Consider the following 26,243-nt stretch of genomic DNA (forward strand, 5'->3'; position numbering starts at 1 on the left):
AAGATAGCGGCAGTAGAGGAGAGGGGTAATCATGCAGTCATTCAACTGGGTCGACATTGATGGCATCCGTTATAGCTGGGATGGGCAGGGGAACATTACCTGTGCAGGCCAGTTTGGCTATCAGGCATCGATCGCGGGGGATCGGCTGGATGGGATGGAGATTGAGAATGAGGCCGGTGATGTAGCGGGCTCGCTCTATGTTGACTTCGCTACGGCCTCTATCACTTATGTGCCGGTCATGGATACCGAGTCTGCCCATAACATGATTCTGGTTGGCCATCATCAGGGGCAGCAGGAGTATCCGCTGGCCAGTTTTCACTCGCCGTTGTTGCAAGATTTGCTAGGGCCATCTGATACCATCCCTTGGTCTGCGATGGAGGAGGATAGTGGTGGCACCAATATCGGACAGGCGTTGCAAGGACACGTTCTGTCGTGGGACTCGTTCCATTTCGATGATGAGGTGTTGGTCTGTGGCACGGCTCCTGCTCTGGATATGGCAAACCAGAGCCAGGATCCCGGCAGCATGGTCACCATTAGTCTCGATCTGACCAATCAGATACTGGATCAGCTCCCCCCCTTGCACGATATATGAATCCCGTAGCTGCACGGGCATAATGGCCTCAATCTTTCCGATTGAGGTTTTTTCTATGTGGCGTCCCCTTCTTACTCTTTCTGCTCTGGTTGTCAGTGCTCCGCTGCTGGCGATTGAAGTGCCGCAAGCGCCCCATCTGGTGGTGAGCGGTTATGCCGAGCAGAAGACCGAACCCGATATGCTGACCCTCAATGTGGCGGTGAGTGCACTGGATAAGCAGGGCCTCAAGGCCAAGCAGCAGGTCGATACCAAGGTTGCAGCCTTTTTCAGCCAACTGGAAGGGTTGGGGATCAAGCGCAGCGATGTTGAGGCTGGCAACCTGATGGTCTCGCCGGAATATCAGTATGGTGAAAACAAGAAGCCGGTATTGCTGGGATATCGTGCCCAACGGCAATTGGCGGTCAAACTCTATCAACTGGATAAATTGAGCCCCCTGATGGATACCGCACTTAAAGCCGGGCTGGAGTCTGTATCCCAGATTGAATACGGGTTGAAATCGCCGCAGGTCATCAAGGAGCAGGCCCGTCTGAATGCCGTTGAGGATGCCAAAATCAAGGCTGAATCTCTGGCCAAGGCGTTCGGGATGAAGCTTGGCAAGGTCTACAGTGTGGAGTACCGCAATGCTTCGCCCATTACCGCCTACAGCCGCAACCTGAAAGTGGTGCAGGCCATGGCGATGGCTGCTCCTGCGGCGGATATGGCGGACAACAGCTATCAACAACAGCAGATCACGGTAAGTGATAATATCGAGGCTGTTTTCTTGCTGGAGTGATGCCCGTCGTTTAAGTCCAGTCATGAACAACCCCGCCATTTGCTGCGGGGTTTTTATTGCGCATCGATGCAGATATAAAAAAGCCGACGCTCGTGTTTACTTAATCGAGCGTCGGCTTTTTGTTGCGCTGGGTTTATCAGGCGGTCACAGCATCAGCCTGGGTCGCTTCAGGAGCAGGGTTGCGGATGAGGTAATCAAACGCACCCAGTGCAGCGGTGGCGCCGGCACCCATGGAGATGATGATCTGCTTGAACGGTACCGTGGTGGCATCCCCTGCGGCGTAGACGCCGGGCAGGGAGGTCGCCCCTTTGGTATCGATCTCGATCTCGCCAAAGCGGGTCAGGGCTATCTCGCTCCCTTTCAGGAACTCGGTGTTCGGTACCAGACCGATCTGGACGAAGATGCCCGCTACCGCCAGGTGCTTGATCTCGCCGGTGGTGCGATCTTCGTAATCCATACCGACCACCTTGCTGCCATCACCGATCACTTCGGTAGTGCGAGCGCTCATGATGATGTCGATATTGCCCATGGAGCGAGCCTTCTTCTGCAGTACTTCATCGGCACGCAGGGTGTCGGCGAACTCCACCACAGTCACATGCTCGACGATGCCAGCCAAGTCGATCGCTGCCTCGATGCCGGAGTTACCGCCACCGATCACAGCTACTCGCTTGCCCTTGAAGAAGGGGCCATCGCAGTGCGGGCAGTAGGCCACGCCCTTGGTGCGGTACTCAAGCTCGCCCGGTACGTTCAGATCACGCCAGCGGGCACCGGTAGCCAGGATCACGGCTCGGCTCTTCAAGGTGGCGCCAGAGGCGAGATTCACGTTCACATATCCATCTTTGCTGATGGCGGCGGCGCGCTGCTCGGTGATCACTTCAACGCCGTACTCTTTGACGTGCTGCTCCAGGCTGGCGGCCAGCTTGGGGCCTTCGGTGTAGGGCACGGAGATAAAGTTCTCGATGCCGACGGTGTCCATCACCTGACCACCGAAACGTTCGGCAACGATGGCAGTGCGAATGCCTTTACGAGCGGCATAGATGGCCGCTGCGGCGCCAGCCGGGCCACCGCCTACCACTAGCACATCGTAGGGATCTTTCTCATTCAGCTCGGCAGCTTTGCGCTCTGCGGCGCCGGTGTCGAGTTTGGCGACGATCTCTTCGAGTGAAATACGGCCCTGGCTGAACGGTTGACCGTTCAGGTAAACATTCGGTACCGCCATGATTTGACGCTCGGCGACCTCTTCCTGGAACAGGGCGCCGTCGATCATGGTGTGGGTGATGCCGGGGTTCAGGGTCGCCATCAGGTTGAGGGCCTGCACCACGTCCGGGCAGTTGTGGCAGGAGAGGGAGATATAGGTCTCGAAGTGGAACTCACCCTTGAGATTGCGGATCTGCTCCTGCACGGCCGCATCGGCCTTGGAAGGGTGGCCGCCGCTTTGCAGCAGGGCGAGTACCAGAGAAGTAAATTCATGACCCATGGGGATGCCGGCAAAGTGAACGCGCGGAGCTTGGCCCTGCGGCGCGACACTCATGGAAGGCTTGCGAACGGCAGTGCCAGAGGTCTGGGTGATCTTGGGGGACATCTCGGCGATCTCGCTGGCCAGTGCCAGCAGCTCTGCAGATTTGTCGCTGTCGTTGCCGGACACGCTGATCTCGATGGGATTGACGATGTACTGCAGATAGGTGTTCAGCTGTTGTTTGAGGTTGGTATCCAACATCTTCGAATTCCTTCTTGTGATTGCGGGTCGGCGTGAGATGTAAGCCGGAAAGCAGACCGGCGCCTTTGCTTGGGGCCGGAAACAAAACCGGCCCTTATACGGGCCGGTCTTGGAAGCGGGAGGCTTAGATCTTGCCTACCAGGTCCAGGGACGGGGCCAGAGTGGCTTCGCCTTCTTTCCATTTAGCCGGGCACACTTCACCCGGGTGGGAGGCAACGTACTGGGCTGCTTTGACTTTGCGCAGCAGTTCCAGTGCGTCACGGCCGATGCCGCCAGCGTTGATCTCGACGATCTGGATGATGCCCTGCGGGTCAATTACGAAGGTACCGCGGTCAGCCAGACCAGCTTCTTCGATCATCACGCCGAAGTTGCGGGTGATGGTACCAGTCGGGTCACCAATCATCGGGTACTGGATCTTCTGAATGGTGTCAGAAGTGTCGTGCCATGCTTTGTGAGTGAAGTGGGTATCGGTAGAGACAGAGTAGATCTCAACGCCCAGTTTCTGGAATTCAGCGTAGTTGTCAGCCAGGTCGCCCAGCTCGGTCGGGCAAACGAAGGTGAAGTCAGCCGGGTAGAAGAAGACCACGGACCACTTGCCTTTCAGGTCAGCGTCAGACACCTGAACGAATTTGCCATTGTGGTAGGCGGTAGCATTGAACGGCTTGATTTCAGTGTTGATGTAGGTAGACATGTAATTGCTCCTTGGTGATGTACATATGCCGGTCTGGTGTTGAAGAGTCTTGCCAGACGAGGCGCTTAACTTTCGATGGATTCATCATAGGGGCTTCCGTTAATCGATAAAAGCCGCAATTTTGAATCGCTTAAATCTACTTATTAGATAACTCACTATGGCTGTACCTAACATGAATATCTCTGGCCTACTGAGATAACTCCTTGTCGTGGTTCAATATCTGTGCGCTACATCGCCTTTTCAAGGCATAAGAAGGGGTGTGCAGAGTCACGATGACGCGATGAGATAAACGGTGGTGCAAACAGGTGGCGCAGGAGGTTGAGGCAGCTGCTTGCAGCGATGGGGATGTGCTGACTAGGGGGAGAGCAGAAAACGCGGATAAAAAAATCCCGGCGCTATCACAACGACAGGGCCGGGTCATCAAACAAGGAATGGCTATATAAACAAATGCTTTACAGCAAAGACTAACTACGGGGTGTGCAAACTTGCAGACATATGAGAGGAAGATAATGGGTGCACAATCCCTCGTCTCCCCCTCGGCAACTATTGCATGAGAGGGATGATAGTGTGATGCAGATCACAAGGCAAGCATTTGGTGTAATTTTTCAATCAAAATGAAAGTGTTTCATCATTTCAGCTTATTTTTACGGCTGAAAACGCTTTTATTGTAATTTAATTACGGCTAAATCTGTCAAAAGTCGGTAGGTGGTTCCTGCTCTTCCATCAATTCCAGCAGGTTGATGGCCACGGAAATAAAGTCCGACTCGGTGACAATGCCGATCAGCTTGCGTCCTTTGAGGACCGGCAGGCAGCCATATCTGTGGCGCTGCAGGTAGAGTGCCGCCTCCTTGATGCCGGCGTGAGGATCTACGCTCGCCACTTGCCGTGTCATGATCTCGTCGAGTTGCACGCTGTCGGTAAATTCGGCTTCCCGCTCCGGGCTGATGAGCAGCAGCTTGGATTCCCGGGTAGCCAGGATATCGGTGAGGGTCACCAGCCCCAGCAGGTGGTGCTGCTCGTCGACGATGGGAATGTGGCGGATCCGCTCCTGCTGCATCAGGTCCATCGCCTGTTTGACACTGTTTGACGGACCCAGAGTGAAGGGATGTTCGGTCATGATTTCGGATAGGGTCATCATGGTGGGCCTCCTTGTGTATCTGCTTTCACCCTAGCCCAGCCCCAACTGGCAAAACATGATCAGGGTCAATACAGAACATTAAAGAATCATTAACCGGAGGTGTGTCTCAATATTGCTCGCTACCCCTTGTCTCTCTTGGGTTTTTGGTCTTTTGGGTTGCCTTGGAAGATGGGGATAACTAGACTAGCCGCCGATTCCCCCCGAGGTGAAAGATGCAAGTATCCGATTTTCATTTTGATCTGCCAGACGAGCTGATTGCCCGCTATCCGATGGCAGAGCGTACCGCCAGCCGCCTGTTGCAGCTCGATGGTCAGACTGGCGCCCTGCGCCACGGTCAATTTGTGGATGTGCTGGATCAGCTCAATCCGGGTGACCTGCTGGTATTCAACAACACCCGTGTCATTCCGGCGCGCATGTTTGGCCAGAAGGCCAGCGGCGGCAAGCTGGAGGTACTGGTCGAGCGCATTCTGGACGAGCACAGCGTGCTGGCCCATGTCCGGGCCTCCAAGGCGCCCAAGCCCGGCACCCGGATGATCATGGATGGTGGTGTGGAGGCAGAGATGCGCGCCCGCCACGACGCCCTGTTCGAGATCCACTTCCTAGACCCGCGTCCGGTGCTGGAGATTTTGGAGGCCATCGGCCACATGCCGCTGCCCCCCTATATCGACCGTCCCGACGAGGATGCCGACAAGGAGCGCTACCAGACCGTTTACAATCAAAAGCCGGGCGCCGTTGCCGCGCCGACCGCCGGCCTGCACTTTGATGAGCCGCTGCTTGAGAAAATTCGGGCCAAAGGGGTTGAAACGGCCTTCGTCACCCTGCATGTAGGGGCGGGGACCTTCCAGCCGGTGCGGGTTGAGAAGATTGAAGATCACCACATGCACTCCGAGTATGCGGAAGTGCCGCAAGAGGTGGTAGATGCCATCGCGGCCACCCGTGCCCGTGGTGGTCGGGTGATTGCCGTTGGCACCACCTCGGTCCGTTCGCTGGAGAGCGCGGCCAAGGTCACCCTGGCGCAGGGCAAACCGCTAGCGCCCTTCTTTAGTGACACCGATATCTTCATCTTCCCTGGTTACAAGTTCCAGATTGTCGATGCCATGGTCACCAACTTCCATCTGCCGGAGTCGACCCTGATCATGCTGGTCAGCGCCTTTGCCGGTTATGACAACGTGATGGCGGCCTATCAGGCAGCCGTGGCCGGGCAGTACCGTTTCTTCAGCTACGGGGACGCCATGTTCGTCACCCGTCGCCAGGTTGAAGCATAAGCTTCAGCTTATTTACCGGGCCGTGAGCGGCCCTCCTATTGTCAGACTGTTTATCTGACGCAGCCGAGGTAGCAATGAAATTTGAACTGAAAACCACCGACGGCCGTGCCCGTCGCGGTCAACTGGTCTTCGAACGTGGTGTGGTACAAACGCCGGCCTTTATGCCGGTCGGGACTTACGGCACCGTCAAGGGGATGACCCCGGAAGAAGTGCGTGAAACCGGCGCCCAGATCCTGCTGGGTAACACCTTCCACCTCTGGCTGCGTCCGGGTCAGGAAGTGATGCGTGCCCACGGCGATCTGCATGACTTCATGAACTGGCAGGGCCCGATCCTGACCGACTCCGGTGGTTTCCAGGTGTTCAGCCTAGGCCATATTCGCAAGATCACCGAAGCGGGCGTCCACTTCCGTCACCCCATCAATGGCGAGAAGATCTTCCTCGACCCCGAGAAGTCCATGGAGATCCAGTACGATCTGGGCTCCGACATCGTGATGATATTCGACGAGTGCACACCGTACCCGGCCACTTATGAAGAAGCGCGCAAGTCCATGGAGATGTCCCTGCGCTGGGGCAAGCGCTCCCGCGACAAGTTTGATGCGCTGGGCAACAAGAACGCCCTGTTCGGCATCATTCAGGGCTCGGTCTACGAAGATCTGCGGGATGTCTCCCTCAAGGGGCTGCTGGAGATCGGTTTCGACGGTTATGCGGTCGGTGGTCTGGCCGTGGGCGAACCCAAAGAGGACATGCACCGCATCCTCGAGCACGTCTGCCCGAAAATTCCGGCTGACAAGCCGCGCTACCTGATGGGTGTCGGCAAGCCGGAAGATCTGGTGGAAGGGGTGCGCCGTGGTATCGACATGTTCGACTGCGTCATGCCGACTCGCAACGCCCGCAACGGCCACCTGTTCACCACCGATGGCGTAGTGAAAATCCGCAACGCCCAGCACCGCAACGACACCAGCACCCTGGATGCCGAATGCGATTGCTACACCTGCAAGAACTACAGCCGCAGCTACCTGCACCATCTGGACAAGTGCAACGAGATCCTCGGTGCCCGTCTGAATACGATTCATAACCTGCGTTATTACCAACGCGTGATGCAGGGTTTGCGGGACGCGATCGAGCAGGGTAAATTAGACGACTTTGTAACAGAGTTTTACCGTCGGCAAGGGAAGCCTGTGCCTCCGTTAGCTGAAAATGACGTTAAATAACAACATATAATTTTGTTTTTTTAAATCTACATCAATAAGAGGTTGTTAAATGAGCATTATCTCCAAGGCGTATGCAGAAGGCGCAGCACCGGGTGCACAGGGTGGTGGTATGGAAATGATCATCATGCTGGCCGTATTCGGCCTGATCTTCTACTTCATGATCTATCGTCCCCAGGCCAAGCGTGCCAAGGATCACCGCAATCTGATGAGCTCCTTGTCCAAGGGTGATGAAGTGCTCACTTCCGGTGGCCTGGTTGGCAAAATTGCCAAAGTGGCTGCAGACAGCGATTACCTGGTGATCGCCCTGAACGACCAGACTCAAGTCACCATCAAAAAGGACTTCGTCTCTGCCGTTCTGCCCAAGGGTTCTATCCAGTCCCTTTAATCTCCCAAGGAGCACAGCGTGTTGAATCGCTATCCGCTGTGGAAATACCTGATGGTGATCCTGGTGATCGCCATCGGTTTTCTATATGCAGCCCCCAATCTTTACGGCGAAGATCCGGCTTTGCAGGTTTCTGCCAGCCGTGGTGCCGAAGTCAAGCTAGATACTCTTGATCTGGTGAAAGAGACCCTTGAAGCGGCCAAGATCCCGGTCAAACATGCTGCATTCGAGCACGGTTTTATCCTGATCCGTTTCAAGAACACCGAAGACCAGCTGAAGGCGCGCGATATCGTTGCCAACAAGCTGGGCGACAACTTCATTACCGCACTCAACCTGGCACCTTCCACTCCCGCCTGGCTCGAAGCCATCGGTGCGGCGCCTCTGAAGCTGGGTCTTGATCTGCGCGGTGGTGTGCACTTCCTGATGGAAGTGGACATGGCCGAAGCACTGACCAAGCAGCAAGAGCAGATGGTGCAGGATTTCCGCTCCGAGCTGCGCACCCAGAAGATCCGTTACTCCGGCGTGCGCCGGGTCGGTGATCAGGTGCAGGTGATCTTCCGTGACGAAGCCGATCAGGAACGCGCCGTTTCTCATCTGCGTCGTCAGAACCCTGATTTGACTTTCACTACCGAGCAGAAAGGGGATGAGTTCATCCTGCTGGCTAGTCTGAGCGAAGCCAAGATCAAGGAAGTGAAGAAGTACGCCCTCGAGCAGAACATCACCATCATCCGTAACCGGGTCAACGAACTGGGTGTGGCCGAGCCGCTGGTACAACAGCAAGGCGCCGAGCGCATTGTCGTTGAACTGCCCGGTATTCAGGATACCGCCCGCGCCAAGGAGATCCTGGGGGCAACCGCGACCCTGGAATTCCACATGGTCGATGAGACTGCCGACATCCAGGCTGCGGCCGATGGCCGTGTCCCGCCCAGCTCCAAGGTCTACAACGATCGCAATGGTCGTCCCGTGGTGCTGCAAAAGCGGGTGATCCTGACCGGTGACCACATCGTGGGTGCCCAGTCCGGTTTCGACGAGTACAGCCGTCCCCAGGTCAACATCAAGCTGGATGGCCAGGGTGGCAACAAGATGGCCAACTTTACCAAGGATAACGTCGGTAAAGGGATGGCGACCGTCTTCATCGAGTACAAGCCGGTCGGTCAACCGGGTCCGGATGGCAAGCGCAAGTTCCGCAAGCAGGAGGAGGTGATCAACGTCGCCACCATCCAGTCGCGTCTTGGCAGCCAGTTCCGTATCACAGGTATCGACAACGCCAACGAAGCCCACAACCTGGCGCTGCTGCTGCGTGCCGGTGCCCTGATCGCCCCGATCCAGATCGTGGAAGAGCGCACCATTGGCCCGAGCCTGGGTCAACAGAACATCGACAGCGGTATGGAAGCCATCGGCTGGGCCATGCTGGTGATCGTGCTGTTCATGGGGATCTACTACCGTGCGTTCGGCTGGGTTGCCAACCTGGCGCTCTGTATGAACCTGGTGTTGATTGTCGGCATCATGTCGATGATCCCGGGGGCCACCATGACATTGCCGGGTATCGCCGGTATCGTCCTGACGCTGGGTATGGCGGTGGATGCCAACGTGCTGATCTACGAGCGTATTCGTGAAGAGATCCGCAACGGTCGTGGTGTTCAGCAAGCCATCCATCTGGGCTTTGATCGGGCATTCTCCACCATCGCCGACTCCAACGTGACCTCGCTGATCACCTGCGTGATCCTGTTCGGAATCGGTACTGGCGCCATCAAGGGCTTTGCACTGACGCTGGGCATTGGTCTGACCGCCTCCATGTTTACTGCCATCACAGTTTCCCGTGCCATTATCAACCTGGCTTGGGGTGGACGGCGTATCGACAAGCTGCCCATCTGAGGATAGAGAAATGTTTCAGATTCTACATTTTGAAAAACCGATCCCGTTTATGCGCTATGCCAAGCCGGGTGTGGTTTTCTCTTCCGTGCTGATGGTGGTAGCCCTGTTCTTCCTGTTTGATCGGGGGCTGAACTGGGGCCTGGACTTTACCGGTGGTACCACTATCGAGGTGGGGTTCCAGCAGTCGGTGAGCCTGGACAAGATCCATGACGCTCTGGAAGAGCAGAAGATTGAAGGGGCAACCCTGCAACACTTTGGCTCCAGCCGTGACGTGCTGTTCCGTCTGACCCCGAAAGAGGGGGTCAAGGTAGAACAACAGGGTAACGAAGTGCTGGCGGCGGCCAAGCAGCTCGACGAGGGCGCTGTGCTCAAACGCGTCGAGTTCGTCGGCCCTTCCGTGGGTGATGAACTGGCGACAGACGGTGCGCTGGCCATGCTGGCATCCATCCTCTGTATCCTGGCCTACGTGGCAGTGCGTTTCGAATGGCGTCTGGCGCTGGGGGGCATTCTCTCCCTGGTGCACGACGTGGTGATCACGCTGGGTGTCTTTGCCTACTTCCAGTACGAGTTCGACCTGACTGTACTGGCGGCACTGATGACCCTGGTGGGTTACTCCCTGAACGATACTATCGTGGTGTTCGACCGCTTGCGGGAGAACTTCCGCAAGGTGCGTAAAGGGGATACAGAGTACATTCTGGATCTCTCCATGACCGAGACCCTGAGTCGTACCATCATCACCTCCGGCCTTACCTTTATCGTGGTGCTGGCGCTGCTGCTCAAGGGCGGTGCGCTGATCCACGGTTTTGCCGTGGCCATGGTGATCGGTGTGGCGTTCGGTACCTACTCCTCCATCTATGTGGCGAGTGCGTTTGCCATGTTCCTCGGCGTCAAGCGCGAGCACATGCTGCCCACCCAGGTAGAGAAAGAGGGTGCGGACCAACAGGAAATCCTGCCGTAACAGTGAAGAGCGCCTCATGGCGCTCTTTTCTTATCTCTGCGTGTCGTTTGCTGACGCACATGATTTAAACAACAGGAGTTTGTCATGCATCACAATCCCCGTTTTTTGGCGCTGGTTGACGGGATCCGCTCCCGCATCACCGAAACCGATGTTCACCAGATCAAGCGCTGGCAGGATGAAGGGCGCACGTTTCACCTGATCGACGTGCGGGAAGAGAGCGAGTGGGCTAAAGGCCATCTGCCCGGTGCCCGATATCTGGGTCGTGGCGTGATTGAGCGGGATATCGAGACCCAGTTCCCGGATCTCGAGACCGAGCTCTACCTCTATTGTGGTGGTGGTTTTCGCTCAATTCTGGCGGCGGACAACCTGCAACAGATGGGTTATCGCAAGGTGATCAGCGTCGACGGCGGGTTTCGCGGTTGGTGCGATGCCGGATACCCTGTCGAATCCTGATTTATTTGAGGTAGAGGGGCACAGCTACATGACAAAGCGGCAGTTGACCTTTACCATATGCGGGGTCAAGCGTAAGCGTCGGAGTGTTCATTGAACGTCAGGAAAGGGATTGGATACCTCCTCGGTATCCTGTTGTTGCTTCCCATGTGGGGTTGCAGCAGTAGCAGTCAGGTTAACACCCCCAAGGTTCCCAAGCCGCAGCCTGCTTCACTGGTGTTGGCGACCCCCCTGCAGGTCTCCTACCAGAGTGAGCTGGCGCTCGCCCGACTCGGGCAGATGCTCAGTGAAATGGAACTGACCACCGAGCAACGGGCAGAGTTGTTCTATGAGCGTGCCGTGGTGTTTGATCGGGTTGGTCTGCGTTCCCTCGCGCGGCTCGATTTCAACCGTGCCCTGCGGGAGAAGCCGGATTTCGCCGAAGCCTACAACTTCATCGGCGTCTATCTGGTACAGCAGCAGAATTACGACGAAGCCTATGATGCGTTTGATTCCGCCCTCGAACTGGCGCCGGACTATGACTATGCCTATCTTAACCGTGGCATCGCCCTCTATTACGGCAACCGTCCCGAACTGGCCGCGGCCGATATGAAGCGTTTCTACGAGGCGCAGCCGGAAGACCCCTATCGGGTGATCTGGCTCTATCTGGCCGAGCAGAAACTCGACCCGTCGGCCGCCATGAGCCGGATGCGCGAGCGTCTCAACAAGTACGATGACGATGCCTGGAACTGGGATCTGGTTCGCCTCTATACCGGCGAGATCAACGCTTCCCAGCTGATGGGCAACGTGGTGAAAGGGGTGAAGGATAACCGGGAGCTTGCCGAGCGCCTGTGTGAAACCTACTTCTATCTGGGCAAGTTCGAGTTGGGCAAAGGCAACCGCAAGGAAGCCATCAGCTACTTCAAGCTGGCCTTATCTAACAACGTCTATGACTTCATCGAGCACCGCTATGCGCTGCTGGAGCTGGAGTTGATGGCGCGCAAGCCCTTGCCGCCAGGTGCCCAGAGCGCTCGTAACAAGGGTGATCAGCCCTCCTGATCTACTGCCAGATAGTGGTAAAAAAGGCCTCGCGATGAGGCCTTTTTGTTGGGCGAATGGCGGGTTTACTCCACCAGGCTCATGCCGGGGATCTGGCGCCAGTAGCCGTTACAGTCGCTTCCTTGCTGCAAGGGGAGGGGAGCCTGGCCCTGCCGGTTGGCTTTGAAGCGGGCCAGCATCTCCAGCGTCTCCATCCCTTGCGGTGAAAGTCTGACCACATCCACCAGACCTTCCATACCAGCCAGCTCGTTACCCAGGTTGTAGCAGTAACCGGACTGGGTCTGGATCCCGTTGAGATTGAACACCCGCTGCCCCTCGCGGCTGTTGGCCAGTCGTCCGGTGGGGTAGTTGATGCAGGCGAGCTCGCAGTTGTCTTTCGGTTTGTCGAGGGAGCGGGCGGTGAAGCAGCGCGCCGAGTAGGCGAGCGGCAGATGGCCGTAGGCAAACACCTCCACCTCAAATTGGTCGCGCAGGGAGCCCAGATCCTGATTGAGCTGGATCAGCCAGTCACGGGAGAGCTCCACCGGCATGACCCAGCGTTTCATCCCCTGTTTGAGCAGCATGCGCAGCACATCGGCGTTATAGGCGTTGATGGCGGGGCCACAGACGAAGGGGATCCCTGCCTCCCAGGCGAGTTGCACCGTACCGAGATCGTTGGCTTCGACCATCAGGTCGCCATTGTCGACCAGCCGCTTCACCTCCTTGAGTTCGGAGGGGGCGGAGATAAGGGCGAGGGTCGAGAGCACCACCTGCTTGTCGGAGCAGGCCATCTGACGGGCCAGCGCAATCCAGTCATCGACTTTGAGTTCGCGCCGCTTGCTGCAGACGGTCTCCCCCAGATAGATGATGTCGGCCTGACTGTCGGCAGCGGCATGGTAAAAGGCTTCGGTATCGGCTTTGGGCCAGTAGAAGAGCAGAGGCCCGAGAGAAAATTGCATGGGTGGACTCCTTATTGCCACTGACGATGGTAGGCGCCGAGGGTAGTCTGGCTACCTTCGGAGACGCGGGCTAGCTGGGCATCCCACTCAGCTTTAACCTGATAGGCCTCGGGATTGGCCTGATAGGCATCGATGGCTGCACGCCAGACCCGGGTCACTTGCTCCACATAGGCGGGGCTGCGCTGGCGTCCTTCAATCTTGACCGACTGGATCCCGGTCTTGAAGAGCTCGGGCAGGAGACCCAGGGTATTGAGACTGGTGGGCTCTTCCAGCGCGTGGTAGGTCTGGCCATCCACGTCGAAACGCCCCTTGCACAGGGTCGGATAGCCAGCATTTTCGCCCGGGCCATAGCGGTCGATCAGCACCTCGTTGAGCCGCGACTCGAGACCATTCGGGGTCTCTTCCCAACGGACGAACTTGGCCGGTGAGCAGGCGCCGACGGTGTTGGGACTCTCGCCAGTCATGTAGGAGGAGAGATAGCAGCGCCCCTCGGCCATAATGCAGAGGCTGCCAAAGGCGAACACCTCTAGGCCAACATCGGTCTCGCGGGCCAGCTGCTTGACCTGATGCATGGAGAGCACCCGGGGCAGCACCACCCGTGTGGCATTGAATTGCTGCTGATAGAAGCGAATGGCGGCGGCATTGGTGGCGCTGGCCTGCACCGAGACATGGAGTTCCATCTCGGGGTAGTGGCGGCTGGCATATTCCAGCACGGCGAGATCGGCGATGATTAACGCATCGGCGCCGAGGGCCACCCCGCGATCAACCGCCTGTTTCCATCGAGTATCGGCCCCGGGATGGGCAAAGGTATTGATGGCAATATGCAGCTTGCGACCATGTTGATGCACATAATCTACCGCCTTCTCCAGTTTGCTGTCGGTAAAGTTGAGACCGGCAAAGTGGCGGGCATTGGTGTCATCCTTGAAACCGATATAAACGGCATCGGCCCCGTTATCCACGGCGGTTTTCAGTGCCGGCAAACTGCCTGCCGGACAGAGTAATTCCATTGGTACGCTCCGAGAGTGCATATGAAGGGCAAACGAGCCCTGATTGTATGCAGCCATGCACTCCCGCTTTTTGACCTGAGGCAGCTTTGTGTGGCTTTACCCTTCTTGAGGTAACCCTGCACAAGTTTGATTTCCAACAGGATCTTGCCACTCTCCCTGTGTTTGAATGCGCAAAAAAGGGAGTCTATCGTGTTTCAACAACTGCAACGCCGCCTGGTCGAACAGGCTCCGCGCTTCTTGCGCCATCCCCTCAAGCTGGTTCCCTTCAATCTGCAAAAGCAGCTGATGGAGAGTTTACTGGCCCGGGTTTTCAAAGAGGCTATCGAAGATGGCGATTTCGAGTTTCTGGCAGACAAGTGGCTGAAAGTCGAAGTCTCTGATCTGGACCTGTGCTGGTTTATCAGTGAGCAGAATGGCCAGCTGGTGGTGGCTCGCGAGTGTGACAAGGCCGATGTCTGCTTCAGCGGTACGGCCAACGATCTGATCCTCATCGCTGGTCGCAAAGAGGATCCGGACTCGCTCTTTTTCCAGCGCAAGCTGAAGATAGAAGGGGATACCGAACTGGGCCTTGAGGTGAAAAACCTGATGGACAGTCTGGATCTCGATGGCTTGCCAAGCCTGATGAAGTATCCCCTGATGGATCTGGCGACGTTTATCGAACGCGCCCGCACCGAGTCAGCGCAGGCTCCGGTGCAGACGGCGCCGGGCGGGATCCCGTCTTAAGTGGACAATCACCCCATGGGCATGGCGACGATAATGGTGCCGTGCCCAGAGGCAGCGACAGGCCCACAGACAGGGCACCAAGGCGATGAGTGCCGCAGGGGCGGGCAGCTGTGACATGGCCAGCCCCGCAGCCAGCCAGATAAAGGGTTGCGCTTCATACAGCCACTCCGGCTGTAGCCAGCGTTTGCTCGGAAAGATAATCAGATCGGTACGTCGGTAGCTGGAGCGCATCATCCAGGTCACCGCTCCGGCGATAAACAGCAAGGCGCCTGCAAACCAGAGCAGGGGCTGTTCACTCAACGTAATAATGGCAATGGCTGCCAGCAGGTAGAGGCTGGGCAATCTCTCATAGATAAAGGGAGGAAGCATGGCGTGGTGTCTCCTGTGCCGTTTATCGGATATCCATCAAGTTTAGTCCCCCCCTCTCACTTCCCTCATGCTGGTTTGTTATACAAACGGCTGGTTTTGTTCTGAAATGGCTCGGCTTTTACGGTGCCAACATCGTGTTCTCTTATGTTACAATTGCGCGCCATTTTTGACTGAAGATTGACTGGGCATGTTGGATCAGATTCGTATCGTTTTGGTAAACACCTCTCATACCGGCAACATGGGGTCTGCGGCACGCGCCATGAAGACCATGGGGTTGACCCAGCTGGTATTGGTTGATCCGCAAGCCTTGCCGGATGACAATGCCTTCGCCCTGGCTGCTGGTGCCAGCGATGTGCTTGCCAATGCCCGTATCGTCCCGACGCTGGACGACGCGATCGCCGATTGTGGTTTGGTGATTGGCACCAGCGCCCGCTCTCGAACCCTGAGCTGGCCCATGCTCGATCCCCGTGAGGCGGGCGAAAAGTCGGTGGTTGAGGGGATGCAGCACCCGGTCGCGCTGGTGTTTGGCCGTGAACGCACTGGTCTCACCAACGACGAATTGCAAAAGTGCCACTACCACGTGGCCATTCCGGCCAATCCCGATTACAGCTCCCTCAATCTGGCCATGGCGGTGCAGACTCTCTGCTACGAAGTGCGGATGCGCTGGCTGCAGGGGCAGGCCGCCGAGCCTGAAGACGAGATGGTCTATCCGAGTGCCGCCCAGCTGGAAGGGTTCTATCAGCACCTGGAACAAACCCTGATGAAGACCGGTTTTATTGCCGATGACCATCCGGGTCATGTGATGAGTAAGCTGCGTCGCCTGTTCAATCGGGCTCGGCCGGAAGCGGCAGAGCTCAACATTCTGCGCGGGATTCTGACCTCGGTACAGAAAGCGCGCGTACCGGATTAATCCGACTGATTTACTCAACCATATACTTGACTGATTTGGTCGGGTATGTGACCATGTGCTCCATTAAATTGCTTCGCAAGACGGTAAGGCACATGAGACTGACTTCAAAAGGACGTTACGCTGTAACCGCCATGCTCGACGTGGCGCTGCATGCAGAGCAGGGGCCCGTCCCCCTTGCCGATATTTCCGAGCGCCAGGGCATCTCGTTGTCCTATCTCGAGCAGCTCTTTGCCCGCCTGCGTAAACATGGTCTGGTGAGCAGCGTGCGTGGCCCGGGTGGTGGTTATCGCCTCGGGTTGGCCCCAGGCGAGATTTCGGTTGGTCAGGTGATCACCGCGGTCGATGAGTCGGTCGATGCAACCAAGTGCCTCGGCAAGGGCGGCTGCCACGGTGGTACCCAGTGTCTGACTCACTCCCTGTGGCGCGACCTGAGTGAGCGGATCTCCAGCTTCCTCGGGGATATTACCCTGGCCGAGCTGGTACGCCAGGCCGATGTGCGCCGGATTGCCGGCAAGCAAGATGAACAAATGAAGACCGTGTTGTCCCTGGTTGATCGGGCAGAACACGGCGATGTGAGCTTGAAAGTCCAACTATAAACGTGCTTTCCACAGCGGGACTCTGTATGACCCGGACTGTGACGGAGAAAAACATGAAACTGCCTATTTACCTTGATTATTCGGCAACCTGTCCGGTGGACCCGCGTGTCGCAGAAAAAATGATGCAGTGTCTCACCATGGATGGCCTGTTCGGCAATCCGGCTTCCCGTTCTCACCGTTTTGGCTGGCAAGCCGAAGAGGCGGTGGATCTGGCCCGTAATCAAGTGGCAGATCTGATCGGTGCCGATCCCCGCGAGATCGTCTTCACTTCCGGTGCGACCGAATCCAATAACCTGGCCATCAAGGGTGTTGCCCACTTCTATGCCAGCAAGGGCAAGCACATCATCACCTCCAAGACCGAACACAAGGCGGTGCTCGATACCTGTCGCCAGCTGGAGCGTGAAGGGTTCGAGGTGACCTATCTTGAGCCGATGCCCAACGGCCTGTTCACTATCGAGATGATCGAAAATGCCATGCGTGATGACACCATCCTGGTCAGCATCATGCATGTGAACAACGAAATCGGCGTGGTTCAGAACATTGCCGCCATCGGCGAGTTGTGCCGTTCCCGCAAGATCCTGCTGCACGTGGATGCCGTTCAGAGTGTGGGCAAGATCCCGGTAGATGTGGAAGCACTGAAAGTGGATCTGCTCTCCGTCTCTGCGCACAAGGTGTATGGTCCGAAAGGGATCGGTGCACTGTTTGTTCGCCGCAAACCCCGCGTTCGCCTGGAAGCCCAGATGCACGGTGGCGGCCACGAGCGCGGCATGCGTTCCGGTACTCTGCCGACCCACCAGATCGTCGGGATGGGCGAAGCTTTCCGCATCGCCAAAGAAGAGATGGTGAGTGAAGGCGAGCGCATCATGGCTCTGCGCCAGCGTCTGTGGAATGGCATCAAGGATATTGAAGCCGTCTACATCAATGGCGATCTGGAGCAACGTGTTCCGGGTAACCTCAACGTCAGCTTTGCCTATGTGGAAGGGGAATCCCTCATCATGGCGCTGAAAGATTTGGCGGTCTCTTCCGGTTCGGCCTGTACCTCCGCCAGCCTGGAACCTTCCTATGTGCTGCGCGCACTGGGTCTGAACGACGAGCTGGCACACAGCTCCATCCGTTTCAGCATGGGTCGCTTCACCACCGAGGAAGAGATTGACTACGCGGTCAAGCTTATTCGTGACTCCATCGGTCGTCTGCGCGAGATGTCCCCTCTGTGGGAGATGTACAAAGACGGCGTCGATCTGAACACGGTCGAATGGGCTCATCACTGATCCACCGGGTCAGTGAGCAACAGAATTAGCAGGAGTGAGATATGGCTTACAGTGAAAAAGTAATCGACCACTACGAGAATCCTCGCAACGTCGGTGGTTTCGACAAGAATGATCCCAGCGTTGCAACCGGCATGGTCGGTGCGCCCGCTTGTGGCGACGTGATGAAGCTGCAATTGAAGATCAGCGACGAAGGCATCATCGAAGATGCCAAGTTCAAGACCTACGGATGCGGTTCTGCCATCGCCTCCAGCTCCCTGGTGACCGAATGGGTCAAGGGCAAGACCCTGGACGAAGCAGCTGGCATCAAGAACACAGATATTGCCGAAGAGTTGGCCCTGCCACCGGTGAAGATCCACTGCTCCATTCTGGCTGAGGACGCCATCAAGGCCGCCATCGCCGATTACAAGCAGAAGAAAGGTCTCTAAGCGCCGGAGAGCAGTATGGCTATTACCATGACAGATGCCGCCGCGGCACGGGTTTCCTCTTTTCTGGCTAACCGGGGCAAGGGCATTGGCCTGCGCCTCGGCGTCAAAACCACCGGCTGCTCCGGTCTGGCCTACGTGCTTGAGTTCGTTGATGAACTGACCGATGAGGATCAGGTGTTCGAGCAGCAGGGCGTCAAGATTATTGTTGATGCCAAGAGCCTGATCCATCTGGATGGCACCGAGCTGGATTTCGTCAAGGAGGGCCTCAACGAGGGCTTCCAGTTCAATAATCCCAACGCCAAAGGCGAGTGTGGTTGCGGCGAAAGCTTCAGTGTCTGAGATGTTTGACGTCAATGATCCTTCGTCTGTGGTTGAGCGGGTCGCCCATGACCCGTTCAACCACATCTCATTTGCCAGGGGCGAGTGAGGTTGTGGCGAACGTTTCCAAGAGGTTTGCATGAATCATTTCGAGCTGTTTGGGCTGGTTGAAGGCTTCGAGCTCGATACCCGTCAGTTGGCTGATACCTACCGCCAGCTGCAAACCCAATTCCATCCTGATCGTTTTGCCACCGCCCCCGAACGGGAGCAGCTGGCTGCGGTGCAACGTGCCGCCCAGATCAACGAAGCATTCACCACCCTCAAGGCGCCGCTGCGCCGTGCAGAATATCTGCTCTCCCTGCGTGGCACCGATATCCGTGGTGAACAGCAGACTCTGCAAGATACCGCGTTTCTGATGCAGCAGTTGGAGTGGCGCGAGCGTCTGGCCGATCTGAAAGATGATGCCGACCCTGAGCGCGCCATCAAGGATTTTCGCAGCGAGATCAGGCATGATCACCAGATGTTGATGCAGCAGCTGACCGAGTCTCTTGCCGCCGGCAGAGATCTCGTTGCCGCTGATTGCGTTCGCAAACTCAAGTTTGTCGACAAGCTCCTCGAAGAGCTGGAACGATTCGAAGACTCGCTTCTCGAGTCTTGATCCTTTAACGCTGGAAGTTTCATTACCCATGGCATTACTGCAAATCGCCGAGCCCGGCCAGAGCGCTGTTCCTCATCAGCACAAACGTGCCGTCGGCATCGATCTCGGCACCACCAACTCTCTCGTCGCTGCGGTTCGCAGTGGTCACGCCGATACCCTTTGCGATGAGCAAGGGCGCGACCTGCTCCCGTCAGTGGTGCACTATCAAAGCGACGCCATTCGAGTCGGAATTGATGCCAAGCGCGAAGCGGCTCTCGATCCTCACAACACCATCGTCTCGGTCAAACGGATGATGGGCAAGGCGCTGGCCGATATCGATACCCGCCAGCAGCCTTACCAGTTTGTTGCCGCCGACAATGGCATGCCGCAACTGCAAACCCGTCAGGGGCTGGTCAATCCGGTGCAGGTCTCGGCCGAAATTCTCAAAAAGCTGGCCGAGCGTGGCGCCCAGACACTCGGGGGCGATCTCGATGGCGTGGTCATCACCGTGCCCGCCTATTTCGATGATGCCCAGCGTCAGGGGACCAAGGATGCGGCCCGTCTGGCCGGTCTGCACGTACTGCGTCTGCTCAACGAGCCGACCGCGGCCGCGATTGCCTATGGCCTTGACTCCGGTCAGGAAGGGGTGATCGCGGTTTACGATCTGGGGGGCGGCACCTTCGATATCTCCATCCTGCGTCTGCACCGCGGTGTGTTCGAAGTGATGGCGACCGGCGGCGATTCGGCCCTCGGTGGTGATGATTTTGATCACCTGCTGGCGGACTGGATCAAGGAGCAAGCGGGCCTCTCCGGCGAGCTGGATGCCCATCTGCAGCGCGAGCTGCTGGATGTGGCCGCTGCCGTCAAACACGGCCTGACCGATGCCGAGCAGGTGGCGTGCACCTTTGCTGGCTGGCAGGGTTCAGTGAGCCGTAGCCAGTTTGATGAACTCATCACCCCGCTGGTGAAACGGACCTTGCTGGCCTGTCGCCGCGCCCTGCGCGATGCTGGTCTCGAGCAGGTGGAAGTGCTGGAAGTGGTAATGGTCGGTGGCTCCACCCGGGTGCCGCTGGTGCGTGAACTGGTGGGCGAGTTCTTCCAGCGTACGCCGCTGACCAGTATCGATCCTGACAAGGTGGTCGCCATTGGCGCCGCCATCCAGGCCGATATTCTGGTGGGCAACAAGCCCGATGCCGAGATGCTGCTGCTGGACGTTATCCCCTTGTCGCTGGGTCTGGAGACCATGGGTGGCCTCGCCGAGAAAGTGATCCCGCGCAACACTACCATTCCGGTTGCCCGCGCCCAGGAGTTCACCACCTTCAAGGATGGTCAGACCGCCATGGCCATTCACGTGGTACAGGGGGAACGCGAGTTGGTGGCCGATTGCCGCTCCCTGGCCCGCTTTACCCTGACGGGTATTCCGCCGATGGCTGCCGGCGCCGCCCATATTCGCGTCACCTTCCAGGTGGATGCGGATGGTCTGCTCTCGGTCAGCGCCATGGAGAAATCCTCCGGCGTTCAGGCCGAGATCCAGGTTAAGCCCTCTTACGGACTGGCGGAGCAGGATATCCTCAACATGCTGAGTGCCTCCATCGAGAACGCCCAGCAGGATATGGATGCCCGCATGCTGGCCGAGCAGCAGGTTGAAGCCGACCGGGTGGTCGAGAGTCTCAATGCGGCGCTGGCCGCCGATGGCGATGCACTGCTCAATGCTGCCGAGCGTGCCGAGATTGATGCCGCCATCGCCCATCTGCTGACCATGCGCAACAGCGGCGCAACCCATCAAATCAAAGAAGCCATTGAGGCAGCCGACGCTGTCAGTGGCGAGTTTGCAGCCCGCCGGATGGACGCCTCCATCCGCAAGGTGCTGACCGGACAAAACGTCAACAAGGTGTAATATGCCAAAACTGATCATTCTTCCTCATCCCGTACTCTGTCCGGATGGCGCCGCCCTCGAGGGGCAAAGCGGCGAGACCATTCTGGATGTGGCGCTGCGCAATGGTATCGAAATCGAGCATGCCTGCGAGAAATCCTGTGCCTGCACTACCTGCCACTGCGTGGTGCGCGAGGGCTTTGACTCACTCGAGCCAAGTGACGAGCTGGAAGACGACATGCTGGACAAGGCGTGGGGGCTGGAGCCGGAATCCCGTCTTAGTTGCCAGGCAAAATTGGCGGACGAGGATCTGGTGGTGGAATTGCCCAAGTACACCCTGAACCTTGCCTCTGAACGCCATTAATTACACATGAGTGAATTGCACGTGCAGCATCCTGTGGTGCTTCAGTGATATGGTGGAAGGCCGTGACCCTCGGGGGCACGGCCTTTTTTGTATTCGTTATTCTCTCTTTGCCAATAAGCTCTTTCCCATAAAGAGTGCTTATACATAGTGCCAGTAAAAAGGAAGCAAACACGATGGCTGACATGATGAAGGTAGCGTTATCCACCCAGGCTGCGGCCGCTTATTGGGGCGAGGGCGCCCAGCTCAGTTTCAATGGCGACGAGGCACTGATCCATCTTGGTACCGCCGGTCAGGAGAAGGATGTTCTGCGTACCGTTCAGCGCGCAGCCCGTCGCCTCGAATCGAGCGGGATCAAGCGGGTGACGCTGGCTGGTGAGGGGTGGGATCTGGAGCGTCGCTACGCGTTCGCCCAGGGGTTCTACGCCGCCAAGGGTGCGCGTGAACTGGATTTCGGCCAGCAGAGCGACGGGGATGCCCGTGAACTGGATGCGCTGCTCAAGGCGGCTCGCTGGGTACGTGACATCACCAATGGCTGTCCGGAAGAGATCTACCCCATGAGTCTGGCGGAATCGGCCCTGTTGCTCATTCGTGGTCTGGCCGGGGATCAGGTTACAGCTCGCATCACCGCCGGTGAAGCGCTGCGCGAGTCCGGCCATATCGGGATCTGGTCGGTTGGCCGTGGCAGCGAGCGCGAGCCTGTGCTGCTGGAGCTCGACTACAACCCGACCGGTGATCGCAATGCGCCCGTGGTGGCGGCGCTGGTGGGCAAGGGGATCACTTTTGATTCCGGTGGCTACTCCATGAAGTCCTCTGACAACATGCTGCCGATGAAGTCCGATATGGGCGGCGCGGCTATGGTGACTGGCGCGCTGGCGCTGGCTATCAGCCGCGGTCTGAACCAGCGGGTGAAGCTCATTCTCTGCTGCGCCGAGAACCTGGTCTCCGGCCACGCCTTCAAGCTGGGCGACATCCTGACCTACAAGAACGGCATCTCGGTCGAGATCCAGAATACCGATGCGGAAGGTCGTCTGGTACTGGCCGATGGCCTGATGGCGGCCTCCGACAGCGGTGCGGCTTATATCCTTGACGCAGCCACCCTGACCGGCGCCGCCAAGATGGCGCTGGGGCGCGACTACAATGCGGTGTTTGCCCTCGATGAGACCGAACAGCTGCGTGCGCTGGCCGCCGCCAAGGTGGAAAACGAACAGGCGTGGGCGCTTCCGCTGGAACCCTGGCATGCCAGCCAGCTCACCTCGGCCTTTGCCGATCTGGGCAACGTCGCCTCGGCAGAAGGCACGGCCGGTGCCACCACGGCTGCTGCGTTCCTTTCCCGTTTCGTACGTGATGAGGGCAAGGGTTGGGTGCACCTGGATCTGGCAGCCTCTTATCAGAAATCGGGCAATGATCTCTGGGCGACCGGCGCCAAGGGTCACGGTCTACGCACCATCGCACGCTGGCTGCAGGAGGTGACCGCATGAATGTCTGGCTGAGTCGTGAATTTGCACCGGCCGAGTGGGGGGAGGGGGCGCTGCTCTCTCACCGTGCCGACGGCATGGTGATCCATCTGGTGACGGCCAATCCGCTGCTCGATATCCAGCAGGCGGCCCGTCGCCTCTGCCAGCAAGGGATCCAGAAAGTGACCCTGGCTGGTCACTGGGAGCGTGAACAGCAGTGGGCTTTTGCCCAAGGGCTGCAAACCCCCAAGGCGGAGGTGCAACTGCAGTGGGCCATGTCCTCGGAAGAGGACAGAGAGGAGCTGGAAGCGCGTTGGCTCTGCGGCCGCTGGGTGCGCGAGATGACCAATGCCACCCCGGAGCAGTTGGGCCCGCTGGAGCTGGCGGTGGAAGCGGCCTCCTTTATTACCGAGCTGGCGCCGGACAAGGTGAGTCATCGCATTTTGAAAGGCGAAGCGCTGCAACAGGCGGGCTGGGTCGGCCTCTATCAGGTGGGCCGCGGCAGTGCGCGCGAACCGGTATTGCTGGAGCTCGACTTCAACCCGGGGCGTGACCCCAAGGCGCCGGTAGCGGCAGCGCTGGTGGGCAAGGGGATCACCTTTGACTCCGGCGGCTACTCCATGAAGAGCTCCGAGGGGATGCTCACCATGAAGTGCGACATGGGTGGTGCGGCGATTGTCACCGGTGCGCTGGCGCTGGCTATGCTGCGCGGGCTCGACAAGCGGGTGAAGCTGATCCTCTGCTGCGCCGAGAACCTGGTCTCCGGCCACGCCTACAAGCTGGGCGACATCCTCACCTACAAGAACGGCACCACGGTCGAGATTGTGAATACCGATGCCGAAGGGCGGCTGGTGCTGGCCGATGGCTTGCAACTGGCGAGCGAGTCCGGCGCACCGCTGATCATCGATGCCGCGACCCTGACCGGCGCTGCTGTGATGGCGCTGGGTGGGCGCTACAATGCCCTGTTTGGCCTCGATAAAGGGTTGATAAGCCGGGCCATGACCTATGCCGATGCCGAGCATGAGCCTGCCTGGCCGCTGCCGCTGGAGCCCTGGCACCGCCAGCAGTGCCCCTCCCATTACGCCGACACGGCCAACAGCCGTCCGGTGAAGGGGGGCGGGCCGGGTGGCGCCTCCAACGCGGCGGGTTTCCTCTCCCGTTTCGTTGCCAACGAAGGGATGGGCTGGTTGCATATCGATCTGGCAGCTTGCTTCAGTGACAACGGCGATGCCCTCTGGGCGCCGGGGGCCAATACCCTGGGGATGCGCACCATAGCGCGGGCCTTGCTGGCGGAAGCCAAATAGGCGAGACAAGGCACCTTCGGGTGCCTTTTTCATGCTGTTCTAATTGTGAACAAAAGATGGAGTTTTGGCGGCTTAAGGTAACTATCGTGCGCAAGCGCACATATTTTCCGGCTCTGCTCGGTCAAGATGAGTGTGGATGTTGATTGCAAGGGAGTGATGTTTAATAAAAAGTTGCTTGTTTGTGTGTTTTTCCGGTTTTTGTTTACGTATAATCGCCAGCGAACATGGATTCTAACAATAAAACTCTGTAGTTAAGGAAAGATATCAATGGCCATCGAACGTACCTTCTCTATCGTTAAACCGGATGCTGTCAGCAAGAACCTGATCGGTGCCATCTATAGCCGTTTCGAAAGCGCAGGCTTGAAAGTGGTGGCATCCAAAATGCTGCACATGAGCAGTGAACAGGCTGCCGGTTTCTATGCCGAGCATCAGGGCAAGCCTTTTTATGACAATCTGGTCAGCTTCATGACCTCTGGCCCTGTCATGGTGCAGGTGCTGGAAGGGGAAGACGCCATCCGTCGCAATCGCGAGATCATGGGTGCTACCAATCCGAAAGAGGCGCTGGCTGGTACCTTGCGTGCCTGTTATGCCGAGAGCATCGATCGCAACGCAGTGCATGGCTCCGATGCACCTGCATCTGCTGCCCGCGAAATTGCCTACTTCTTCTCTGACAACGAGATCTGCCCGCGCGGCTGATTTTTGTGGATGATGACCCAAGGGAGCCTAGGCTCCCTTTGTTGTTTTCGCCGTTTACGCAATATCCCTCTATTCTCCAGGTGGAAAGCCAGACCCATTATTTGTACAATGCCGCCCCCTGACGTCGTCAGCCAATAATTGATGAAGTGTTTGAACTGAGGCCATTGATGAGCGAAACAAAAATCAACCTGCTGGATCTTGATCGGGATGCCATGCGTGCCTTTTTCGTCGAACTGGGCGAGAAGCCATTCCGGGCAGATCAGGTCATGAAGTGGATCTATCACTTTGGGTGTGATGATTTCGATCAGATGACCAACGTCAACAAGGTGCTCAAAGAGCGCCTCAAGGCGATAGCCGAGATCAAGGCGCCCGAGATCAGCCGCGAGCAGCGCTCTGCCGATGGCACCATCAAGTGGGCCTTGCAGGTGGGCGATCAGGAGGTCGAAACCGTCTACATCCCGGAAGATGACCGCGCGACCCTCTGCGTCTCCTCTCAAGTTGGCTGTGCGCTGGAGTGCAAGTTCTGCTCTACCGCCCAACAAGGCTTCAACCGCAACCTGAAAGTCTCCGAGATCATCGGTCAGGTGTGGCGTGCGGCCCGCGTGGTCGGTGGCAAGCGTCCCATCACCAACGTGGTGATGATGGGGATGGGCGAGCCGCTGCTCAACCTCGCCAACGTGGTACCCGCCATGCGTCTGATGATGGATGACTACGGCTTTGGTATCTCCAAGCGCCGGGTGACCATCTCCACCTCTGGCGTGGTACCTGCGCTGGACAAGCTGGGCGACCAGATCGACGTGGCGCTGGCTATCTCCCTGCACGCCCCGAACGACAAGTTGCGTTCAGAGATCATGCCGATCAACGACAAGTACAACATCGAGGAGTTCCTCGCCGGTGTCCGTCGTTACCTGGCCAAATCCAATGCCAACGGTGGTCGGGTGACCGTCGAGTATGTGCTGCTCGATCATATCAATGACGATATGCAGCATGCTCACGAGCTGGCCAAGGTGCTCAAGGACACTCCGAGCAAGATCAACCTGATCCCGTTCAACCCCTTCCCGGGCAACCCTTATGGCAAGCCGAGCAACAGCCGTATCGATCGCTTCTCCAAGGTGTTGATGGAGTACGGTTTCACCGTGATTGTCCGCAAGACCCGTGGTGATGACATCGATGCTGCCTGTGGTCAGCTGGTGGGGGACGTGATTGACCGTACCAAGCGAACTATCAAAAATCGGATGCAACAGGATGGGATTTCCGTCAAAATGGTTTAAA

28 protein-coding genes are annotated in these 26,243 nt (G+C 57.7%); 22 read left to right on the forward strand and 6 right to left on the reverse strand.

Going from position 1 to position 26,243, the window contains the following annotated elements; genetic code table 11:
- Positions 1–31: 31 nt before the first annotated feature.
- A complete protein-coding gene (locus ACTG20_RS10415) occupies positions 32–592 on the forward strand; it encodes a hypothetical protein (protein WP_194496064.1) in 561 nt (186 codons plus the stop codon).
- Between the two features lie 55 nt (positions 593–647).
- Positions 648–1,364 carry an SIMPL domain-containing protein gene (locus tag ACTG20_RS10420; protein ID WP_194496065.1) on the forward strand — a complete coding sequence of 239 codons (717 nt, stop codon included), beginning with the start codon at positions 648–650 and terminating at the stop codon, positions 1,362–1,364.
- A 136-nt stretch (positions 1,365–1,500) separates the two neighbouring features.
- Here ACTG20_RS10420 and ahpF read toward each other — a convergent pair whose 3' ends face one another.
- From ahpF to ACTG20_RS10435, 3 genes are all read right to left on the reverse strand, one after another.
- The gene (gene ahpF, locus ACTG20_RS10425) at positions 1,501–3,081 is read right to left on the reverse strand and encodes an alkyl hydroperoxide reductase subunit F (RefSeq protein WP_194496066.1); all 1,581 of its coding nucleotides are present in this window, start codon (positions 3,079–3,081) and stop codon (positions 1,501–1,503) included.
- A 124-nt stretch (positions 3,082–3,205) separates the two neighbouring features.
- Entirely contained in the window at positions 3,206–3,772 is a 567-nt protein-coding gene (gene ahpC, locus ACTG20_RS10430; RefSeq protein WP_005337335.1) for an alkyl hydroperoxide reductase subunit C, read from the reverse strand.
- Between the two features lie 691 nt (positions 3,773–4,463).
- On the reverse strand, positions 4,464–4,910 hold the full coding sequence (locus ACTG20_RS10435) for a CBS domain-containing protein (RefSeq protein ID WP_005337333.1): 447 nt from the start codon (positions 4,908–4,910) through the stop codon (positions 4,464–4,466).
- Positions 4,911–5,122: 212 nt separating this feature from the next.
- On the opposite strand from ACTG20_RS10435, the gene queA reads away from it, so the two are divergent.
- The 7 genes from queA to nlpI all read left to right on the forward strand — a co-directional run bounded on the left by queA (position 5,123) and on the right by nlpI (position 12,089).
- On the forward strand, positions 5,123–6,175 hold the full coding sequence (gene queA / locus ACTG20_RS10440) for a tRNA preQ1(34) S-adenosylmethionine ribosyltransferase-isomerase QueA (protein WP_021229691.1): 1,053 nt from the start codon (positions 5,123–5,125) through the stop codon (positions 6,173–6,175).
- 74 nt (positions 6,176–6,249) lie between these two features.
- Complete coding sequence (tgt, locus tag ACTG20_RS10445; RefSeq protein WP_005337329.1) at positions 6,250–7,386, forward strand: tRNA guanosine(34) transglycosylase Tgt; 1,137 nt, start codon at positions 6,250–6,252, stop codon at positions 7,384–7,386.
- Between the two features lie 49 nt (positions 7,387–7,435).
- A complete protein-coding gene (gene yajC / locus ACTG20_RS10450) occupies positions 7,436–7,771 on the forward strand; it encodes a preprotein translocase subunit YajC (RefSeq protein ID WP_005337327.1) in 336 nt (111 codons plus the stop codon).
- Positions 7,772–7,789: 18 nt separating this feature from the next.
- Entirely contained in the window at positions 7,790–9,643 is a 1,854-nt protein-coding gene (secD, locus tag ACTG20_RS10455) for a protein translocase subunit SecD (protein WP_194496067.1), read from the forward strand.
- 10 nt (positions 9,644–9,653) lie between these two features.
- A complete protein-coding gene (gene secF, locus ACTG20_RS10460) occupies positions 9,654–10,601 on the forward strand; it encodes a protein translocase subunit SecF (RefSeq protein ID WP_005337322.1) in 948 nt (315 codons plus the stop codon).
- 84 nt (positions 10,602–10,685) lie between these two features.
- Positions 10,686–11,054, forward strand: coding sequence for a rhodanese-like domain-containing protein (locus ACTG20_RS10465; protein ID WP_019446086.1), 369 nt, complete (start codon positions 10,686–10,688; stop codon positions 11,052–11,054).
- A 90-nt stretch (positions 11,055–11,144) separates the two neighbouring features.
- Positions 11,145–12,089 carry a lipoprotein NlpI gene (gene nlpI, locus ACTG20_RS10470; RefSeq protein ID WP_005351017.1) on the forward strand — a complete coding sequence of 315 codons (945 nt, stop codon included), beginning with the start codon at positions 11,145–11,147 and terminating at the stop codon, positions 12,087–12,089.
- A gap of 65 nt (positions 12,090–12,154) precedes the next feature.
- Here nlpI and ACTG20_RS10475 read toward each other — a convergent pair whose 3' ends face one another.
- Together ACTG20_RS10475 and ubiU are read right to left on the reverse strand one after the other, a co-directional pair.
- Positions 12,155–13,027 (reverse strand): U32 family peptidase, encoded by an 873-nt coding sequence (locus tag ACTG20_RS10475; RefSeq protein WP_194496068.1) that lies wholly within the window; start codon positions 13,025–13,027, stop codon positions 12,155–12,157.
- Between the two features lie 11 nt (positions 13,028–13,038).
- The gene (ubiU, locus tag ACTG20_RS10480; protein ID WP_047434357.1) at positions 13,039–14,034 is read right to left on the reverse strand and encodes a ubiquinone anaerobic biosynthesis protein UbiU; all 996 of its coding nucleotides are present in this window, start codon (positions 14,032–14,034) and stop codon (positions 13,039–13,041) included.
- A 189-nt stretch (positions 14,035–14,223) separates the two neighbouring features.
- Between ubiU and ubiT the strand changes: the two genes are divergently transcribed.
- A complete protein-coding gene (gene ubiT / locus ACTG20_RS10485; protein WP_005359786.1) occupies positions 14,224–14,757 on the forward strand; it encodes a ubiquinone anaerobic biosynthesis accessory factor UbiT in 534 nt (177 codons plus the stop codon).
- On the opposite strand, the gene ACTG20_RS10490 is transcribed toward ubiT, so the two are convergent.
- Positions 14,710–15,126 (reverse strand): hypothetical protein, encoded by a 417-nt coding sequence (locus ACTG20_RS10490; RefSeq protein ID WP_005351023.1) that lies wholly within the window; start codon positions 15,124–15,126, stop codon positions 14,710–14,712. The genes ubiT and ACTG20_RS10490 overlap by 48 nt on opposite strands.
- A 187-nt stretch (positions 15,127–15,313) precedes the next feature.
- Here ACTG20_RS10490 and trmJ point away from each other — a divergent pair, with 187 nt between their 5' ends.
- From trmJ to ACTG20_RS10550, 12 genes are all read left to right on the forward strand, one after another.
- Complete coding sequence (trmJ, locus tag ACTG20_RS10495; RefSeq protein ID WP_047434362.1) at positions 15,314–16,036, forward strand: tRNA (cytosine(32)/uridine(32)-2'-O)-methyltransferase TrmJ; 723 nt, start codon at positions 15,314–15,316, stop codon at positions 16,034–16,036.
- Between the two features lie 92 nt (positions 16,037–16,128).
- Complete coding sequence (gene iscR / locus ACTG20_RS10500) at positions 16,129–16,632, forward strand: Fe-S cluster assembly transcriptional regulator IscR (RefSeq protein ID WP_026035025.1); 504 nt, start codon at positions 16,129–16,131, stop codon at positions 16,630–16,632.
- Positions 16,633–16,685: 53 nt separating this feature from the next.
- Complete coding sequence (locus tag ACTG20_RS10505) at positions 16,686–17,900, forward strand: IscS subfamily cysteine desulfurase (protein ID WP_194496069.1); 1,215 nt, start codon at positions 16,686–16,688, stop codon at positions 17,898–17,900.
- Positions 17,901–17,941: 41 nt separating this feature from the next.
- A complete protein-coding gene (iscU, locus tag ACTG20_RS10510) occupies positions 17,942–18,325 on the forward strand; it encodes a Fe-S cluster assembly scaffold IscU (RefSeq protein WP_005333813.1) in 384 nt (127 codons plus the stop codon).
- 15 nt (positions 18,326–18,340) lie between these two features.
- Positions 18,341–18,664, forward strand: a complete 324-nt coding sequence (gene iscA / locus ACTG20_RS10515) for an iron-sulfur cluster assembly protein IscA (RefSeq protein WP_005333812.1) — start codon at positions 18,341–18,343, stop codon at positions 18,662–18,664.
- Positions 18,665–18,782: 118 nt separating this feature from the next.
- Positions 18,783–19,301, forward strand: coding sequence for a co-chaperone HscB (hscB, locus tag ACTG20_RS10520; RefSeq protein ID WP_005351031.1), 519 nt, complete (start codon positions 18,783–18,785; stop codon positions 19,299–19,301).
- Between the two features lie 28 nt (positions 19,302–19,329).
- Positions 19,330–21,177 carry a Fe-S protein assembly chaperone HscA gene (gene hscA, locus ACTG20_RS10525; protein WP_005351033.1) on the forward strand — a complete coding sequence of 616 codons (1,848 nt, stop codon included), beginning with the start codon at positions 19,330–19,332 and terminating at the stop codon, positions 21,175–21,177.
- 1 nt (position 21,178) lies between these two features.
- Entirely contained in the window at positions 21,179–21,517 is a 339-nt protein-coding gene (gene fdx, locus ACTG20_RS10530; protein WP_005333808.1) for an ISC system 2Fe-2S type ferredoxin, read from the forward strand.
- A gap of 173 nt (positions 21,518–21,690) precedes the next feature.
- Positions 21,691–22,995: an aminopeptidase PepB gene (gene pepB / locus ACTG20_RS10535; protein ID WP_194496070.1), complete on the forward strand. Its 1,305-nt coding sequence runs from the start codon at positions 21,691–21,693 to the stop codon at positions 22,993–22,995.
- On the forward strand, positions 22,992–24,275 hold the full coding sequence (gene pepB / locus ACTG20_RS10540) for an aminopeptidase PepB (protein ID WP_194496071.1): 1,284 nt from the start codon (positions 22,992–22,994) through the stop codon (positions 24,273–24,275). Before pepB (ACTG20_RS10535) ends, pepB (ACTG20_RS10540) begins: the two co-directional genes overlap by 4 nt.
- Before the next feature lie 267 nt (positions 24,276–24,542).
- Positions 24,543–24,971, forward strand: a complete 429-nt coding sequence (ndk, locus tag ACTG20_RS10545; protein WP_005333805.1) for a nucleoside-diphosphate kinase — start codon at positions 24,543–24,545, stop codon at positions 24,969–24,971.
- Between the two features lie 167 nt (positions 24,972–25,138).
- Positions 25,139–26,242 carry a bifunctional tRNA (adenosine(37)-C2)-methyltransferase TrmG/ribosomal RNA large subunit methyltransferase RlmN gene (locus tag ACTG20_RS10550; protein ID WP_005344856.1) on the forward strand — a complete coding sequence of 368 codons (1,104 nt, stop codon included), beginning with the start codon at positions 25,139–25,141 and terminating at the stop codon, positions 26,240–26,242.
- Position 26,243: the final 1 nt, after the last annotated feature.

This window comes from Aeromonas sp. 84A (genome assembly GCF_051919345.1).
GTDB classification, from domain to species: Bacteria; Pseudomonadota; Gammaproteobacteria; order Enterobacterales; family Aeromonadaceae; genus Aeromonas; species Aeromonas veronii.